Source organism: Martinezella calliandrae (assembly GCF_030272695.1).
Lineage (GTDB): Bacteria > Pseudomonadota > Alphaproteobacteria > Rhizobiales > Rhizobiaceae > Rhizobium > Rhizobium calliandrae.
Map to the genome: position 1 here is coordinate 65,147 of NZ_JARFYN010000017.1, position 17,639 is coordinate 82,785.

At 59.7% G+C, this 17,639-nt stretch carries 14 protein-coding genes; 8 read left to right on the plus strand and 6 right to left on the minus strand.

Translation table 11 applies throughout. From position 1 onward, the window contains the following. Positions 1 to 143 precede the first annotated feature (143 nt). The 6 genes from PY650_RS15025 to PY650_RS15050 all read left to right on the plus strand — a co-directional run bounded on the left by PY650_RS15025 (position 144) and on the right by PY650_RS15050 (position 7,784). Positions 144 to 1,376, plus strand: a complete 1,233-nt coding sequence (locus PY650_RS15025) for an adenylate/guanylate cyclase domain-containing protein (protein WP_285880133.1) — start codon at positions 144 to 146, stop codon at positions 1,374 to 1,376. A 345-nt stretch (positions 1,377 to 1,721) separates the two neighbouring features. Then, positions 1,722 to 2,132 carry a nuclear transport factor 2 family protein gene (locus PY650_RS15030; protein WP_285880134.1) on the plus strand — a complete coding sequence of 137 codons (411 nt, stop codon included), beginning with the start codon at positions 1,722 to 1,724 and terminating at the stop codon, positions 2,130 to 2,132. Positions 2,133 to 2,338: 206 nt separating this feature from the next. Continuing rightward, positions 2,339 to 2,791: a tautomerase family protein gene (locus PY650_RS15035; RefSeq protein WP_285880135.1), complete on the plus strand. Its 453-nt coding sequence runs from the start codon at positions 2,339 to 2,341 to the stop codon at positions 2,789 to 2,791. 4 nt (positions 2,792 to 2,795) lie between these two features. Then, complete coding sequence (locus tag PY650_RS15040) at positions 2,796 to 3,983, plus strand: efflux RND transporter periplasmic adaptor subunit (RefSeq protein WP_432761534.1); 1,188 nt, start codon at positions 2,796 to 2,798, stop codon at positions 3,981 to 3,983. Further along, positions 3,980 to 7,171: an efflux RND transporter permease subunit gene (locus PY650_RS15045; RefSeq protein ID WP_285880136.1), complete on the plus strand. Its 3,192-nt coding sequence runs from the start codon at positions 3,980 to 3,982 to the stop codon at positions 7,169 to 7,171. Before PY650_RS15040 ends, PY650_RS15045 begins: the two co-directional genes overlap by 4 nt. Before the next feature lie 85 nt (positions 7,172 to 7,256). Then, positions 7,257 to 7,784, plus strand: a complete 528-nt coding sequence (locus PY650_RS15050) for a sugar ABC transporter (RefSeq protein WP_285880137.1) — start codon at positions 7,257 to 7,259, stop codon at positions 7,782 to 7,784. Between the two features lie 83 nt (positions 7,785 to 7,867). Here PY650_RS15050 and PY650_RS15055 read toward each other — a convergent pair whose 3' ends face one another. Then, a complete protein-coding gene (locus tag PY650_RS15055) occupies positions 7,868 to 8,806 on the minus strand; it encodes a hypothetical protein (protein ID WP_285880139.1) in 939 nt (312 codons plus the stop codon). Positions 8,807 to 9,237: 431 nt separating this feature from the next. Here PY650_RS15055 and PY650_RS15060 point away from each other — a divergent pair, with 431 nt between their 5' ends. After that, entirely contained in the window at positions 9,238 to 10,641 is a 1,404-nt protein-coding gene (locus PY650_RS15060; RefSeq protein ID WP_285880141.1) for a cytochrome c, read from the plus strand. Between the two features lie 553 nt (positions 10,642 to 11,194). On the opposite strand, the gene PY650_RS15065 is transcribed toward PY650_RS15060, so the two are convergent. The 5 genes from PY650_RS15065 to PY650_RS15085 all read right to left on the minus strand — a co-directional run bounded on the left by PY650_RS15065 (position 11,195) and on the right by PY650_RS15085 (position 16,555). Then, positions 11,195 to 13,342, minus strand: a complete 2,148-nt coding sequence (locus tag PY650_RS15065; RefSeq protein ID WP_285880143.1) for a xanthine dehydrogenase family protein molybdopterin-binding subunit — start codon at positions 13,340 to 13,342, stop codon at positions 11,195 to 11,197. An 8-nt stretch (positions 13,343 to 13,350) separates the two neighbouring features. Then, complete coding sequence (locus PY650_RS15070; RefSeq protein WP_285880144.1) at positions 13,351 to 13,803, minus strand: (2Fe-2S)-binding protein; 453 nt, start codon at positions 13,801 to 13,803, stop codon at positions 13,351 to 13,353. 994 nt (positions 13,804 to 14,797) lie between these two features. Further along, positions 14,798 to 15,196, minus strand: a complete 399-nt coding sequence (locus PY650_RS15075) for a DNA-binding transcriptional response regulator (RefSeq protein WP_285880146.1) — start codon at positions 15,194 to 15,196, stop codon at positions 14,798 to 14,800. 225 nt (positions 15,197 to 15,421) lie between these two features. Next, entirely contained in the window at positions 15,422 to 16,180 is a 759-nt protein-coding gene (locus tag PY650_RS15080) for an SDR family oxidoreductase (RefSeq protein WP_285880148.1), read from the minus strand. A 96-nt stretch (positions 16,181 to 16,276) separates the two neighbouring features. Further along, entirely contained in the window at positions 16,277 to 16,555 is a 279-nt protein-coding gene (locus PY650_RS15085; RefSeq protein WP_285880149.1) for a DUF1330 domain-containing protein, read from the minus strand. Positions 16,556 to 17,222: 667 nt separating this feature from the next. On the opposite strand from PY650_RS15085, the gene PY650_RS15090 reads away from it, so the two are divergent. Beyond that, the gene (locus tag PY650_RS15090; RefSeq protein ID WP_285880150.1) at positions 17,223 to 17,519 is read left to right on the plus strand and encodes a PRC-barrel domain-containing protein; all 297 of its coding nucleotides are present in this window, start codon (positions 17,223 to 17,225) and stop codon (positions 17,517 to 17,519) included. Positions 17,520 to 17,639 lie beyond the last annotated feature (120 nt).

The following is a 17,639-nucleotide window of genomic DNA, read 5'->3' on the forward strand; positions in this document are numbered from 1 at the left end:
AAGAAAATATGTGAACCAGACAGTCGCTGGGTCCACTCTTTCTTAGCGTGGCAGTTTTGTTCAAAGAACATCACGATTGTACAAGAGTAGACAGGCTCGAGAATCCTATCGCCCTTTCTCCACTCGCGAATTGAGAGCCGCCTATGCTTCGCAGAGATAACGACGTGACCACTCTATGGCCTCAACACCGGCACGAAATAATCGACTGGTTGGTCAAGGACGTCCACGAACAGAGGTTCATCGACAATCTATTGGTAGACTTGTGCGCACGTCTGGTAGCGACCGGCGTTCCGGTCGCCCGCGCAGCGCTCATGTTCCGCACCAACTACCCGCAGTGGCTGGGCGCCCGAATCCTTTGGCAGCGCGGCGCGAGCGAGTGCGAGATTCGCGGCGTCGAGTACGGGATAGAACAGACTCTTGGCTACATCGGAAGTCCCGTTGAGCAGGTTGAGAAAGGCGCCGACTTCGTCCGCCATCGCATCCTTGACGACAAGCCGGGTGCGTCACGCCACATCGTCTACGACGAGCTTGCAGCCGGAGGCATGACCGATTATGTCGCTCTTGTAATGCATCATACCTTGGGTAAACGTCAGGTCGTTACGTTTGCCACGGACGCGCCCCAAGGATTCAGGGACGACGAAATTGACCTTCTGAGGGATGTCGCTCCCCTAGTTTCGTCCGCGAGCGAAATCCGGATCAAGAACCACCTGGCGCGTATGCTCCTCGAGACATATGTGCGGAAGCAGGCAAGCAGTGAAATCCTTGCCGGTGCGACTAGGCGGGGAAGCGGATCAACAGTGCAGGCGGCGGTGATGGTCTGTGACCTGCGAGACTTCACTGCACTATCGGACGCTCTTCCAAGGGACAGCGTGCTCTCGCTGCTAAACGACTACTTCGATACCGTCACCGAACCGATCGAGCGCCACGGTGGCGAAATTCTGAAGTTCATGGGCGATGGCCTGCTCGCGATCTTCCCGTTGAGCAGGCCTACGGCTGCAAAGGATCTCCTGGCCGCTGTGAAAGACGCGAGCAAGGGACTTCAGGCCTTGTCCGCCGCGCGCCTGAAAGATGGTCGCGAACCGCTGTCCTGGGGCGTCGGCGTTCATGCGGGCGACGTGATGTACGGAAATATCGGCTCGGCAAGTAGGCTGGACTTCACGGTTGTAGGTCCTGCCGTAAACGTCGCATCGCGACTGGAACGGCTGACAAAGGACATTGGCCGACCGGTATTGATGTCCCAGGATTTCGCCGGCCTCCTGCCAGATAGTGATACGCTAGAGCGCCTTGGCCCCTTCCGGGTACGCGGACTAGGATCGCCGATAGAGGTCTTCGCACCGGTCAACGACCAATCCGCCAAACCGCCACCTGTTTCCTGACGGCGCGTGGAGCGCGATCCAGACGCGAAGGTCGGCATAGTCGACACGTAATACCACGAACCTGCCATTGGGCGGCCGGATCTCGTGATCGCAGTCACGCTCGAGATCGAGGACGGCATCGAAGTCGCCGTAAAGCATCAAGGCTCTCGGGAAACGTTCTCCGTCGCGAGCCCTGGCTCTTATTGTGCGATGTTTGCGGCTGCGCCGCTTCCGATCCGGATCGTCCAACGCCGTGCTCGCTATTTTCAATACCAGCCGTCAGCAGCGGGGTACGTCTTCACGATCGCGCCGGTCCCGAATTCGCATTGAAATTCCGAAGCGGCCGCGCCAAAAAGGAGAAAGCCGATGACGACCCCGGAAGAAAACAAGGCCCTTGTTCTGAAGGCCTTCGACACGCTCTTCAACAAGCGCGATTACGACACCGCTTGGGATTTTTGGTCGCCCCACTACATTCAGCATAGTGCGCACATCAAGCCAGGCCGCGAAGGCCTCTTCGACCTCATTCGCGCGGTGCCGCCAACCCTGAAGTACGAACATCAGCTCATCGTGGCCGAAGACGACTATGTGATCGTCCACGGCCGCTTCTCGGGAAATGGTCGCGGCGTCGCGTGGGTCGCGGCAGATGTCGTTCGGATCGAGGATGGCAAGCTTGCCGAACACTGGGACGTTCTGCAGGACGAGGCTACCCGTGCTGAATCGCAGAGCGGCAACCCGATGTTCGGCGGATTCTTCCCCGAAGAGCTGAACCCCGCCTGACCGCTTCGGCGTTTCGCCGTGCAGCACTTTCGAGGCGTCGTCGGAGTACCGCGACGCCTTTCTCCATGGCCTCTGAAGAGAGTTTGACCCAATCCGGTCAGTATTCTCCTAAAAAGCTGCTTTCCGACAATCGTTTCGGAATGGCGGGCCTACGGTAGCGGTCCGAATTCCCGCAGCCACCGCGGCCGCCGCGCAAAGGTCTCATCATGCCCCTCGTCCGTTTCGACCTCATCAAAGGTCGTTCCCCCGATCAGCTCGCAAAGCTTCTGGACCATGCACACCGCGCGTTGGTCGAATCGTTCCGCATACCCGAGAGCGACCGCTACCAGGTCGTAACGGAGCACGAGCCCATTCATGTGGTTGCGCTGGACACCGGCCTCGGTTTTCAGCGGACGAAAGATCTTGTCGTCGTCCAGGTTGTCAGCCGTCCGCGGTCGATGATGGAAAAGACGGCCTTCTACAGTTCCTTGGCGAAAGCCTTGGAAGACGAATGCGGCGTCAGTCCCTCAGACCTCGTCATCTCGGTCGTCGAAAACACCGACGCCGACTGGTCCTTCGGCAAGGGCGAGGCGCAATTCCTGACGGGTTCGCTCGCAGGCGTGAAGAACGAAGACGCCATCGAAGGCCCGCATTTCGGCGCCCGTCAACATCGAGGATAATTACATGTTCTCTCGCAAGCTCGCGTTGCCGCTGCTCCCACTTATGGCTGCACTCTTCAGTGCCCAGGCGTCCGCCCAGCAGGCCCCACCCCCGCCTCAGGTCTCCGTTGCTAAGCCGCTCGTCCGGGAAGTGGTCGACACCGACGACTTCATCGGCCGCTTCCAGGCGTCGGAACAGGTTTCAGTCCGCTCCCGCGTCGGCGGCTATCTTCAAAACATCGACTTCCAGGACGGCCAGCTCGTCAAGGCGGGAGACAACCTCTTTCAGGTCGACCAGCGGCCGTTCGACACCGCTTTGAGCGAGGCCAAGGCGAGCCTTGCCGTGGCGAATTCGACGCTCACCTATGCGAGGGCGCAGTTTGACCGGGTAGACGCGCTCGTGAAGTCGGGCAGCCAATCGGTCTCGACCCTGGACGACCGGCGTCGCGAGCTACAATCGGCGGAGGCGAGCGTCCAGGGCGCGGAGGCGAGCGTGGACCGCGCCAAGCTCGACCTCGTGTATAGCAATATCACCGCGCCGCTGAGCGGCCGCATCGACCGGCACCTCATCTCCGTCGGAAATCTGGTCCAGGCCGACCAGACGATCCTCACCACGATCGTGGCTCTCGACCCGATCGACCTCTACTTCGACGTGGATGAGCGGCGATTGCTCAGCTACGCGGAAACCGCCCGCACCCAAGGCAAGGTGCTTCAGGAAGGCGGCGGCGGCATCGCCGTCACGGTGACGCTTTCGGACCGCGACCATACCAAATTCACCGGCAAGGTGAACTTCGCCGAAAACGTCGTGGACCCAGCCACGGGCACGCTTCGCGTCCGCGCCAGGTTCTCGAACCCGGACTTCATTCTGCAACCCGGTCTCTTTGGGCGGGTCAGCATCGAGGGCTCCAATCCCTACAAGGCGATCCTCATACCGGACGAGGCGATCTCGTCGGATCAGAACGAGCGCATCGTCTACGTGCTGAGCGCGGACGGAACGGTCACCACAAAGGCCGTCCGGTCCGGCCCGAAGCTTTACGGGTACCGCGTTATCCGAACCGGCCTGACAGGCGATGAGAACGTCGTCGTCAAAGGCGTCGTTCGTGTGCGTCCCGGTGCTAAGGTCACGCCCGTCACGGTCGTGCTGCCCCAGGAAAACAACGAAGCGCCCTCCTCTAGTCAGGAAGCCGCTGCAGCGACGGAGACGACGAAATGAGGTTCGCGCACTTCTTCATCGATAGGCCGATCTTCGCGTCGGTCATCTCCGTCATCCTGATGATCGTCGGAACGGTCGCATACTTTCAGCTCGCGGTAACTCAGTACCCGGAAATTGCGCCTCCTACGATCGTAGTCCGGACGTCTTATCCGGGCGCCGATCCCCAGACCATCGCTGACACCGTGTCGACGCCCATCGAGCAGGAAGTGAACGGCGTCGAAGACATGCTCTACATGTCTTCCTACTCGAGCGCCGACGGCGCGATGTCGCTGACCATTACCTTCAAGCTTGGTACCGACCTGGACAAGGCGCAGGTTCTTGTCCAAAACCGCGTAGCCATCGCCCTTCCCCGTCTGCCGGAGGAAGTCCAGCGACTGGGCGTGACGACGAACAAAAGTTCGCCCGACCTCATGATGGTCATTCACATTCTGTCGCCTACGGGACGCTATGACCAGCTCTACACCTCGAACTACGCGCGTAACCGTATCCGGGACACACTCGTGCGCCTGCAAGGCGTCGGCGACGTCCAGATCTTCGGTGAGCGCCAATATGCCATGCGCATCTGGCTGGATCCTGAAAAGCTGGCGTCCTACGGGATGACCTCCGCAGACGTGGTGCAGGCGCTCCGAGATCAGAACGTACAGGTGTCGGGCGGATCGATCGGCGGGCCACCGGCAGGCAGTGACAATTCCTTCCAGTACACGGTCAGGACCGACGGGCGCTTCTCTGAAGCCCGGCAATTCCGTTACGTGATCGTCAAGTCGACGCCCGACGGCCGTCTCGTCAAGCTTGAGGACGTCGCCCGGATCGAGCTCGGCGCGCAGGACTACGTCACGAACAGCTATTTGAACAATCAAGCGGCGGTCGCCCTTGGCATCTTTGCGAGACCCGGAACGAATGCCCTGGATACCGCCGCTCACATCAAGCAGATCATGAGTGAAGCGGGCAAGAGCTTCCCGCCTGGCCTCGAATACCGGATCGTCTACGATACGACCGCCTTCGTCTCGGAGTCGATCACGGAGGTCTATCGGACCATTGGCGAGGCTGCCGTGCTCGTCGCAATCGTCGTCCTTATATTCCTCCAGTCCTGGAGGACCGCGATCATTCCGATCGTCGCTATTCCGGTTTCGCTCATCGGCACCTTTGCGTTCCTTTCCGCCTTCGGGATGTCGTTGAACATGCTGACGCTATTCGGCCTCGTTCTCGCGATCGGGATCGTGGTCGACGATGCGATCGTCGTCGTCGAGAACGTGGAAAGAAACCTCGCTAAGGGCATGAGCCCGCGCAAGGCGTCGCACGTGACCATGAACGAGGTCGGCACCGCTGTGGTCGCGATCTCGCTCGTTCTGATCGCCGTTTTCGCGCCGACTGCCTTCATCCCCGGCATTTCTGGTCAGTTCTACAAACAGTTCGCGGTGACGATATCGATTGCGACGGCAATCTCCGCGCTAAACTCGCTGACGTTGTCTCCCGCCCTCGCCGCGATCATTCTCAAAAAACACGTCCACCGGCAGGATCACCACAAGCGGAATATCTTCTCGCGCATCGGTCACGGAGCCGCCGCCGGCTTCAATCGAAGCTTCGATGCTATGAGCAGAGGGTATTCCTCCATCGTCCGGGTATTCGTCACCTCCTGGGCTGGACGCGGGATCGCGCTCCTCATCTTCGCTTGCCTGCTTGGCGCGACTTACTTCCTCAGCACCAAGGTGCCAAGCGGCTTCATTCCGGTCATGGACCAGGGATACGCCATCATCGTCGTGCAGCTTCCGGATGGCGCCTCGCTCGATCGCACTGACGCGGTTGTCAAGCGCGTTGCCGAGATCGCCAAGAACACGCCCGGCGTCGGTAACGCAGTAGAATTCGCGGGCTTCAGTGGCGCAACGTTCACAAACGCGTCGAATGCGGGCGTAGTCTTCACTCCCTTCAAGCCGTTCGAGGAGAGACTGAAGGACGGTCAGACCGCAACCTCCATCATCGGCAACCTCTACAAGAACCTGCGGAGCGAGCAGGAAGCCTTTATCATCGCTATCCCACCGCCGCCCGTCCGCGGCATCGGCAACTCCGGCGGCTTCAAAATGCAAATCGAGGATCTTGAAAACGCGAGCATGACGCGAGTCCTTGGCCTGACCCGCCAGTTGATGGCGGCTGCGAACCAGACGCCAGGCCTTTCGGGAGTGTTCACGACCTTCTCGGAATCCAGCCCCGAGTTTTTCGTCGATATCGACCGGGACAAGGCCCAGTTTCTGAACGTGCCGATCCCGAACATCTTCGACACGCTCGCCAGCAACCTCGGGATCTCATACGTGAACGACTTCAACGCCTTCGGACGCGTCTATCAGGTGCGTGCGCAGGCCGACAAGCAGTTCCGCATGGAGCGGGACGACATGCTCGACCTGAAGGTCAAGTCGGCGACCGGCGCCCTAGTGCCGCTTGGAACGCTTGCCGACATCCATGAGACTAGCGGCCCCCCGCTGGTGCAGCGCTATGGCATGTACGTATCCGTGCCTCTTCAGGGCAACACCGCGCCCGGCACGTCGACCGGAGAGGCAATCAAGAAGATGGAAGGACTCGCGACGAAGATCCTGCCGCCTGGGACGACGTTCGAATGGACCGACCTTGCCTACCAGGAGACGCATGTGGGCGGGAACGCATCGTGGATTTTCGTCCTATCGGTCGTGTTCGTCTTCCTTGCGCTGTCCGCCCAGTACGAGAGCTGGATCCTTCCTCTGTCCATCATCCTGATCGTGCCGCTGGCCGTCCTTGGCGCGCTACTGGGCGTCTACGTCCGGGGGATGGACAACAACGTCCTCACCCAGATCGGCTTCGTCGTCCTAATCGGACTGGCGGCGAAAAACGCGATCCTCATCGTCGAGTTCGCCCGCCAGGCCCAGGACGAAGGCAAGACCGCCGTCGAGGCGGCAATCGAGGCCAGCCATCATCGCCTGCGGCCCATCCTTATGACGGCGTTCGCCTTCATCTTCGGCGTGCTGCCGCTGGCGGTGGCCGAGGGACCCGGCGCGGAAATGCGCCGATCGCTCGGAACCGCGGTGTTCAGCGGGATGTTGGGCGTGACGATCTTCGGCCTGTTCCTAACACCGGTGTTCTACGTCGTGCTCCGGTCGGGCTACAAACCCCGCGTCCACGAAAAGGAAGACGAGGACGAAGTGTTCCCGCAGGCGGCGGAGTGACAGAAAGCTCGGCTACGCTCTAGCGAAGGTGTCCGAGGCCTTTCCCTCCCGCGGTTCGCAACCGCCAGCAAAGTGGACGACGCCGATGATCTACGCCGTTGAGTGCAGCTACAATGACCGCGCAAGCGAAGTCGAATGGAACGCGTTTTACAGCTTCGAGAAGCTGCCGGCGCTGATCTCCGTCGCTGGTATCAACACGTCGCAGCGGTTTAAAGCGCTCACGCCCGGATGTCCGAAATACCTGGCGCTTCACTCGGTCGCCTGCCCCGACGTGCTCCTGAGCGCCGAGTATCGATTGAAGGGCGGTGGGAACTTTGCAAAATGGCAATCCCACATCACGGACTGGCATCGCAACGTCTACGAGGGAATCGAGCTGATGCCAGCAGTGGGACCAACAGATCTCCTTGCCCTCTCTTTCGATGGTTCAAGCGCATTCGAGCATGATGACGAGGCATTCCGGCTGGAGGCGGTCGCACTCGATATGAAGCCAGCGTTTCGCTGGTTGCGAGTGTTCGACTTGGTCAAGGTTGATCTCGCGCGGCTCCGGCTGGAGGGCCTGGCATTGTACGAGCCCATGGGTAAGCGACTTATGCCAGGCGTCCGGAACGAATAAATGGTCCCGTTTGCCCAAGCCGGAAACCCGTCCGCATCCGAATGGTGCTTTGAGATCTACGTACGAAGACATTGAGGCAGCCATCAGGATCCGGATCCCGAATGCTCCGTTGATCCTGGCATGATTGCGCGACGGAAATATTCGGAACCACCATATCCGATCAAGGCGCCGATCGCGAAAGCGCCGAAGAAATCCTCGACCGTGATGAAGCTCTGAGCACCAGTCTTTCGGGACAACGTTATAGAAGCAATGATGCTCATAACAACTGCGGCTGCGCCTTGGACAAGCGAGATCAGACCGATGTCCGCTGGCGTTTGAAGGGAGCGGGCTAGTGCGCCCAGCGAACCGCCGAAAATCGATCCCAGCAAAATGGAGCCAAGCGGTGGGTTTATCGAAAAAGTGGCGGCAACGACCTGGCTCCTGAAGCGCCCATCAAGCTCGAAGCCGAGCTGAATATTTACGGGGAATCGTCGCGGCGTAAACAACAGCCAATGCGTTGTACGAACAAAAACAGTGAAAATGCGTTCGCTCCCCGGCGGTATAATGACGGTATCGACCAGATTCTTCGGCTCAGTAAGCTGCTTTCCGATCTCTACATTAGACCCCTCCTCCGCAGTGATATTAAGCGTCGTGTAGGGCCCCACGTCTTCATCAAATTTGACCTTCGAATTGGGCTGCGCGATGACGTTGACTTCTCTGTTAGATTGCCTTTGGGTCTCGATTTTGATCCCGGCGAGCGGTAGTGAGATCGAAGCCAATACGCCAGACATTCCTTCCAGAAACCCCGACGCCGCCTTGACCGCAGCCGCACCGTTCCGTGTTCGATCCTTAACGACAGCGGTCACGGTCTGAGAACTCGGGCCTGCGACCTCGGTGACAGAAATTGGCACCGAAAATGGATTTCTGATGATGAAGTTAATCGCGTTGTCCTGGCCCGCAACAAGCGTCTCTTCAGGAACCACGATCTCCAGACGCCCAGATTGTGAGGGTTCAGTGCCCAGTTCTTTTGCGATCGGGTCCATTTTTCCACCTGCTCAGTCGTTCCAATTTCCGTAGGCGTGAAGCTGCGGAAATGCAACCATTGATCGGGAAGCTCGAGCTTGCTCCTATACAGCGGTTACCCCTACGGCCAAGAAGTATTTGTCGCGAGCGCCGATACTAATGTTGATTTGATCGCAGGACTTGTCTCAAAAGAGTGAATTAATCGGCGAGGCTGGAAGGCCTCGGACCGTCTGTACGGCGCCTTCCTGTGCCCGCCTGCGCGTCTCGAGACGAGAGTCTGGAAGTGTGCGTCAACATGCTCTGATCGGCGATCCGCCGCGCAAGCCGCACCCGATCGCTTCACGCTCGCTTCGTCCAATCATCATCAACATCGTTCAATCCCGTCCGCCTCCAAATGCGAATATCGGCCAGCAGCATCGCGAGCTGCGACCGGTATCCTGTGGAGGCCACCATGAAGTTCAATGCACTCGTCGGCGCGGGGCTCTTTCTCCTGTCCGCATCCGCCGCCCTCGCCCAGCAGCAGGCGCACGGCGATCCGACAACTGGCGACGCCCCTGCGGCCATAGTCGCACGCGGAGAGTATCTGGCACGAGCTGGGGATTGCATCTCGTGCCATACTGTGCCAGGCGGCACGCCGTTCGTTGGCGGCCGCGCCTTCACCCTGCCCTTCGGCGTCATCTACTCGACGAACATCACGCCGGACAACGAGACCGGGATCGGGGCATGGACCGACGACCAGTTCGTACGCGCCGTGCACGAAGGCATCAGCAAGGATGGCGAGCACCTCTATCCCGCCTTCCCCTATGCTTCGTATACCCAGATCTCCCGCGAGGACGTACTCGCGATCAAGGCATACCTGTTCAGCATGCCGCCGGTTCATCAGCCGAGAACCGCCAATAGCCTTTCCTTTCCCTTCAACCAGCGCTGGGGAATGGCCTTCTGGAACGCTCTCAACCTTGACGCCGCGCGGTTCAAGCCCGATCCCGGAAAATCAGCGGAATGGAATCGCGGCAACTACCTTGCGAACGCCCTGGGCCACTGCGGGGAATGTCATACGCCCAGGAATGTCACGTTCGGCCTTCAGGCCAGCCGGATGTTTTCCGGCGCTGAGATCGAGGGATGGCGCGCCTATAACGCATCGGCCGACGCCGCGCTGGGGATCGGCGACTGGTCCATGCAGGAACTCGAGCAGTTTCTGAAGACGGGGCACGCCGAGAATCGTGGTTCGGCATCCGGCCCGATGGAGGAAGTCGTCCGGCTGAGCCTAAGCCATCTCAACGATCAGGACATCCATTCGCTCGCCGTGTACCTGAAAGACACCGCTCCGGTCTCTAACGAGCGCGATCCAAGGGTAGCCGCAGCTCCGTCCGCGTTGCAGGATGGCCGCTACGTGCCTGGGACGGGGGACGCCGGGCTTGGACAGAAGGTCTTCGCCGGAAATTGCGCGAGCTGTCATAGCTGGAACGGCGGCGGCATGTCGACGCCGTTCGCCGGCCTAAGGGGGAGTAAGACTGCCAATGACGCAGTCGGCTCGAATATCGTCCAGGTCGTCCTTAGCGGACAGAAGGCAAACACATCGACAGGCGTCGTAAGCATGCCATCCTTCAGGCTGTCGCTCAATAACATTGAGATCGCGGCGGTTGCAAACTACATCGTTGGACGCTTTGGAGACAAACCGGGCTTCGTTACGCCGGAACAGGTCGAGAAGCAGAGAGCCGGCGAGCAGCGGATCGATTTCGGACCATACGTTAGGTTTGCCATCGGCGGTCTCGTGATCATCATTGTTACCGGCTTTCTGGCATTTTTGGCGTTCCGTTCACGCAGGCAGCCTCGCGGCAACATGCACGCGCACTGATGTCATGGGACATCGCTTGTACCCGTCTTGCCTTCAATCGACGCGCGCTCAATAACGCCTGAAGTTGAAATTCTTAAGAGTCGGAATTGAGCCGCGAACTGAAAGCGAGCTTCAGGAAAAGCATATCGAAAACCGACGCCTCGGTGCAGATCATCAGCTCGATAATAAGGAACCGCCATTAAATCTTACCGACGATCTAAACGTCCAGCTGTTCGTCGGTCCTGAGGTCGGGCCTGGTCAGCGCGCGGGATTCATCCCACCGAAAAGTGGATCATAAGCACGAGCGGCAGAGACGTCCCAGCATCGCGTCCAGGTCGAACGAGCTGCAACGTAACGCGTTGCCGCAAGTGCGGGAGGGGCGCTCCAACACCCTTCTGAGACTGTGCGGTCAGGATCGTCTTGCCTAGGTCTCAATCGCACGGACGTTACTCATCTCGGCCGCGTATCACCGCGCCCATGCCGCTGGGAAGTGACCACACGGCAAAGCTCTGACCTATATCGCCAAATACTGGACGGCCTTTCTATCTTCCCGACCGACGGGTGCCTTCCGCGATCATGCCGTCGGCAACGACGACGCCACCGGCAACTTCCGGAGACGCTTGCCACATGCCGCGAAGATGGCGTTCGTCAGCGCCGGCGCGGCCGCTGCCGTCCCCGCCTCGCCGACACCGCCCGGATTCTCGTTGCTAGAAATCAGATGAACGTTTACGACAGGTGCCTCGTTCATGCGCAGCACGCGGTAGCCGTCGAAGTTGTTCTGGTCGACGGCCCCATCGGTGAAGGTTATTTCGCTGAACATGGCTGCGCTGAGGCCAAAGATGATGCCGCCCTGCATCTGCGCTACGACCGTGTCGGGATTAACGGTCATCCCGCAATCGATCGCGGCGACTACTTTCCGAATGATCACATTCCGGCCATCGGCGACGTCGACCTCGACGCAGAGGGCGACGAACGAGCCGAAGGCGTTCAGCACGCTTAGGCCACGTCCCTGCCCCTTCGGAAGTGGACGCCGCCATTCCACCTGCTGGGCGACCTTGTCGAGGGCCGCCAGCGTTCTCCGGTTCTTCGCGAGCATCGACCTCCGGAAATCGAGTGGATCCTTCTTTGCCGCGTGCGCAAGCTCGTCGATGAGGCTCTCTACGACGAATGAATTGTGTGTCGGTCCGACACCGCGCCAGAAGCCCGTGTTGATGCCTTCCTGTTCGTACCGCACGTAATCGACGAGCACCGCTCCGTCTTCGTACGGCGTTTCTGCCGCAGCCTCGACGGCGTCGCTGTCAAGGCCGTCCTTGAATGCCGGCGGCGCCCATCTGGCAAGGATCGACGGCCCCGCCACGCGGTGCGTCCTACCGACAAGCCTGCCGTCATTGTCCAGGCCGGCCGACACGCGGTCGTAGTAGAACGGCCGGTAGTAGTCGTGCGTCATGTCCTGCTCGCGGCTCCAGACGAACTTCACCGGGTAGGAGACGTTCTTGGCAAGTTTGGCCGCTACCTCCACCATGTCGATGTCAAGCTTCCTGCCGAATGCGCCCCCCATCAACATGTTATGGACGACGACCTTTTCTTGAGGGAGGCCGGTGGCGTTTGCGACGGCGATCTGCGCCCTTACCGGAACCTGTGTTCCCATCCAAAGGTCGGCACCGTCTGGCCGGACATGTAGTGTGCAGTTCAACGGCTCGAGCGGAGAATGCGACATGAAGGGCGACTGGTAGACCTGTGTCACCTTTACGGCGGCGTCCTGAATGGCCTTGTCGGCGTCGCCTTCCCTTCGGGCGACGACGCCCGCGTTTCTCGATGCGGCGTCGAGAGCCGCTACATGGGAGGCCGAGCTTATTTCGGCGTTCTCGCCTGCCCTCCATTGCGGATTAAGCGCCTCCAGTCCTTGGAGGGCAGCCCACATGTGATCCCCGATGACCGCGACGAGGTCATCACCTGCCGAAACGACGTCGCGTACGCCCGGGACCGCGCGCGCTGCGGCCACGTCGGAGGATGCGAGCCTGCCTCCCTTGACGGGAGAGATCGCGAGCGTTCCGATCTTCATTCCCGGTATCTTGGCATCGATGCCGAACTGCGCGCCTCCATTCACCTTGGCGGGCGTGTCGAGGCGCTTTTGCGTCTTGCCGACAAGCCGGAAGTCTTTCGGGTCTTTGAGTGGAATCGTAGTCGGCACCGGCTGCCCGGCGGCGTCGGCTGCAAGGTCGCCGTAGGAGTAGGATCGACCGCTGGCCTCGTGATGAACGACGCCCAGCTCCGCCCTGCAGGCGGCGGGCGAGACGCCCCATCGTGCGGCCGCAGCGCCCACCAACATTATGCGAGCTGCAGCGCCGGCTTCTCTCAGGCGTTTCCAGTCGGCGCGCGTCGAAAGCGACCCGCCAGTGGCCTGGTCGCCGAGGAACGGGTCAATGTACTTCTTGATGTCAGGCGGGGCAGGTTCAACAGCGATCTGGTCGAGGCGAAGTTCGAGTTCTTCACAGACCAGCATCGCGCTTGAGGTGTAGATGCCCTGCCCGACTTCCGTGTGCGGGATGACGAGCACGACAGGGCCGGACTTCTCGATCCGTATGAACGCGTTGGGAACGAAGGCGTCGGCGTCGGCTGCCAGCGCCCGGCTCCTGCCCATCTGCGTCGCCAGCACTAGGCCGCCGCTAACCGCGACTGAAGCCTTCAGAAACGCGCGCCTTGTCTGAACGAAATCGGTCATGTCACACCTCAAGCCGTCGCTGCTGCATGGATTGCTTCCCTGATGCGGCCGTACGTCCCGCAGCGACAGAGATTGCCTGACATGGCGTCGTCGATGTCGGCGTCGGTGGGATGGGGGATATGGTCGAGCAGAGCAGTGGCGGACATGATCTGCCCAGACTGGCAGTAGCCGCACTGGACGACCTCCTTGCCGAGCCAGGCGCTCTGCACCTTCTTGCCATTCGGCGTCTCGCCGACGCCCTCGATCGTCGTTAACTTCGAATTGCCAAGCGCTCCGATCGTGGTCTGGCAAGCGCGGACGGCGTCACCGTCGACATGGACGGTGCACGCGCCGCATTGGGCGATGCCGCATCCATATTTCGTACCGGTCATTCCCAGAATATCGCGGAGAACCCAAAGGAGCGGCATGTCGTCGGGAACGTCGACCTGGACGTCTCTGCCGTTAACGGTGATTGTCTTCATCGGGCGCACCTCTCATCGAAATCGATAGCGAGGCAGACTAGACGAGCGGGTGTCGGTTGCGTTGTAGGAAGCAGACGAGATTTGAATATTCGAAGCAGATTGTGGATCGTCGCGCTCGATGCTCTTCGATTCAGTTCTCGATCACCGCAATGCGCTCACCCTGCAGGATCGTTCGGAGGACATGGTCTTCCTGGAGCGATTTCCATTCGTCTGGCGTGCAGATTGAGGTCGACCTACCTCCCTAACGTATCTTCGATAGGCTTGATCGCTTGGCCCAAATCGAAGACGTCAAGAGCGCCAACGATCATCAGGCAACGTCGCTTTCCCACCGCGCTTCCCTTCTTGCCAGTGAGCCGAATACGAAGGACAGCGCAATGCGATTTCCGAATGGAGCCAGTTCTCGGGCTATGGCCTCCGCCACTCCGAATGTCATCAGACAAATCGACCGCAGTTCAAGATAAATCGAGTGCCTCCGGTTCGCCGAGTAGAGCCGCTGATCGCACCCGGCGGTCTTCAAGGCGATCGCCGACATCGCGAACTGCATCGGGACGCGTTGGCCGGCGCCGGAGCCAGGGCTGCCGATCGCAACGAGTTCGTTAGACCTGAACCGTCGCCCTGGATTTAGCGGCAATGCTGCCAGCATCTTTTGCTAACGTGTGGAGAGCATGAAGTCGACACGAGATATAACGAAGCCAGTACTGGACCGATCACACCAATAGTGGGTTTATACCGACCCGTTTCAACTAGTCGATCCGAGGGGACTCGTCTTATGCGCTCGCCTTAGCGCCTGCGGCTCGTCGGTCAACAGGGACGCTTTAGATTCAGACGAATTTCGCGAGATGACGATCTTGAGCGCAGGCGCAGTCCCCGCGCGGCGCGTTACCCAGACCGCCCGGACGCCGGCATGCGGACACTGACTGTCCAGTCCGTCCACAAGCAACTCTACGATCCCGGCGCTTGCTCCGCACTGCCGCCCGTTGCGACATGGCCGACGTCACAGACTGCCAGTGCGCCTCGCCCGCACAGCCGGGGCGACCAGCATCTCCAGCATGAGCGATGTCAGCTCATCGATCTTAAAAGGTTTCCGCAAATATCGGATGTCTTCACTTTCGATCAGGCCGTTTCCAGGCTTGTGGGTTGTAAGGACGACCTTCTTGTCGGGCCACTGGGCCACGACGCGCTCGGCGAACCGACGGCTGTCGGGCTCGTCCAGCAGGACGTCGTCCGCGATGACTACGTCGACTTCGGGATAGGATGCCAGCATAAACTCCGCATCACTTGCGTTGCCGCACTCGACGGTATCGAAGCCCGCGTCGAGCAGTTGGGCTACCAAAATCATTCTTAGGAAGATTTCATCCTCGACGACGAGGACAAGCGGTCGGTCGATGTTCACGATGTCACCTCGTGGAGCCAATTTTCACGACGATGATGTGGGAACGGGCGCAGCCCGATGTCAGGGCCAAAGGCGGCTGCCGATTGGACGAATTGCTCATTTTTGGGAGGAACCGCGCGCGATATTTTTGGGACGGCAGTCTCCTGTCAAGGGTCTCAATGCTACAATAAAAAAGGACGGCCACTGATTAGTGGCCGGTCCCAATCTGTTGGATAGTCGCTTCGATCACGCCGCCTGGAAGAGCGCCAGCATCTGTGCGTTGAAGCCGTTGACGAGCTCGTGTTCCTGAGGACCCGCATTGTTGCGCAGCCCACGCGCCTCCTCGACGAGGATTTCGTCGGCATCAGTACCGAGCGCTTCGATCGTACCTGCGATGAATTTGTCGAGCGGCATCGCGGCCTCGGCCTCGGAGCTGTTCATCAGTTCGGTGCGGACCCATGGCGGAGCGATTTCAAGCACGCGGACCGAAGTGTCGCGAAGCATGAAGCGCTGAGAGAGGGCGTAGGAGTGGATGGCAGCCTTGGTGGAAGAGTAGACGGCGGTGAACGCAAGCGGCACGAAGCCTAGGACGGAACTCGTATATGCGATAACGGCGTTTTCCTTGGTCTTCAGATGATCGACCAGAGCCGAGGAAAGACGCATCGGGCCGATGACGTTCGTGGTGATGGTATCGACCATCTGCTTGTCGTCGAGCTTCGTCGACGCTGCGTCGGGAAGCATTATGCCCGCGTTGTTGAAGACGACGTTCAAATCAGGATACTGCTTGATGAGATAGGCCGCAGCCTTTTCGATGCTGCCGAGATCGGTAATGTCGAGCTCGACGGCTTCGATACCGGGATTGGCTGCCACCACGGCGTCCAGATGGCCCTGGCGGCGACCGCCGACGATGACCTTATTCCCGAGCTTATGGAGCGCCTCTGCGAGGCCGCGCCCAATGCCGGAACCGCCGCCAGTGATGAAGATCGTATTGCCAGTGAGTTTCATTTCGATGCCCTTTGCAATTAGTCGCGAGGGCGTGAGCCGACAGGCGCCGGCCGTCGCGAACGTGGTGTGTTTTGTTTCGAAGGTGAGCGGGGTTTGTCAGCCCAAAAGGCGGAACCGACATTCGATCGCCGCCGAGCGAAGATCCTTTAACGCTTGATACTCAGGCGAATTGAACCAGCTCTCAGCGGCTTTACGGTCTTCGAACTGGACGATCATGCCGACCTTGTGGTCGGACTGGCCGACGAGTTCCTGCCATGGGCCGAATGCGACAGGGTTGCCACCGAACCGCTCGATGATCGGTGCGGCAAGTTGTGCGTACTCATCTCGCACTTCCACGTTTAAAACATTTGCTTCGACGACGACGAATGCACTCACGACCGCTCCGAACCTGTTGGAAACAACCTGATGGGCAGCTCGCGCCAATCGGTCGGCTGCCACGAGATTGAATATAGAAAGGGTGGAGATAGCGTGATTGTACAAAGCGAGCATGTTCGTCTCGCCGCCACGTGAGCCTACCTCTACTAGTCCACAGACCAGACTTTAACTCCATGTCGTTCGAGCCTCCCAATGCACCGGGTGCCCGAGCGAGCAAGGGGGCATAAAGAGGACGAAGCGGTTGCGAAACGCTTCCGAGTGCTGGTCGAGCTTGTCCAGGTCCTTTGCTTGTTGAGTTCTGGGAGATTTTGACCCCAGATTGCCAAGCGCGATGAATATCCAAGAGACTTTAGGCCTACGCTCCACGTAGGCCAGATCCAGCGCATCGCTCTTCTTCAGCATGCTGTAGGCGTGAAGTCCGCCGGTGCTCAGACTGCGCCAGGAAAAGGTGGCTCCAGGCACTCGATCCACGCACGTTGGCGCTTGATTTTCAGATAATACAAAATCAGGAGGTGAAAATTTCGCTGGTTCGTTGACCGATTTTTGGTGCCACGGCCGCGCTGTGGATCCGTTCTTCTCAAAAGCTCCGCGACTGCTAGGCTCTCGATTGGCGGAACATTCGGCTCGCTGCTCGATTATTCCTCCTCCAACACAGGAGGAAACACACATGGATCACACCAACCACGTACGCTTGACGCCTTCCGAACTTACCCCGGCCGTCCTTGAAGGTGCAACTATCTATGGAGCCGACGAAAGCAAGATTGGGACCGTGGACCATATTCATGGCGCAGGCGCCGGGCGTTCTGCTGTCATTGATGTCGGGGGATTCCTGGGCATCGGTGCTAAGCCGGTCGCAGTTCCACTTTCGGATCTCGATTTCATGCGGGATGAAGACGGCGACGTCCATGCCGTCACAAGCTGGACGAAGGACGAATTGAAGAAAATGCCCGAGCACCGCGATTGAATGTGGCGTGCCGATACCTCCGCCTCGCATGTGTCGTTGACGATGCTGGGCGGAAAGGCCCAATGAGCCGGTCGGCATCGATCGGTATGATCGCGCCTTGAAATGGCCGCTCAGCCATAT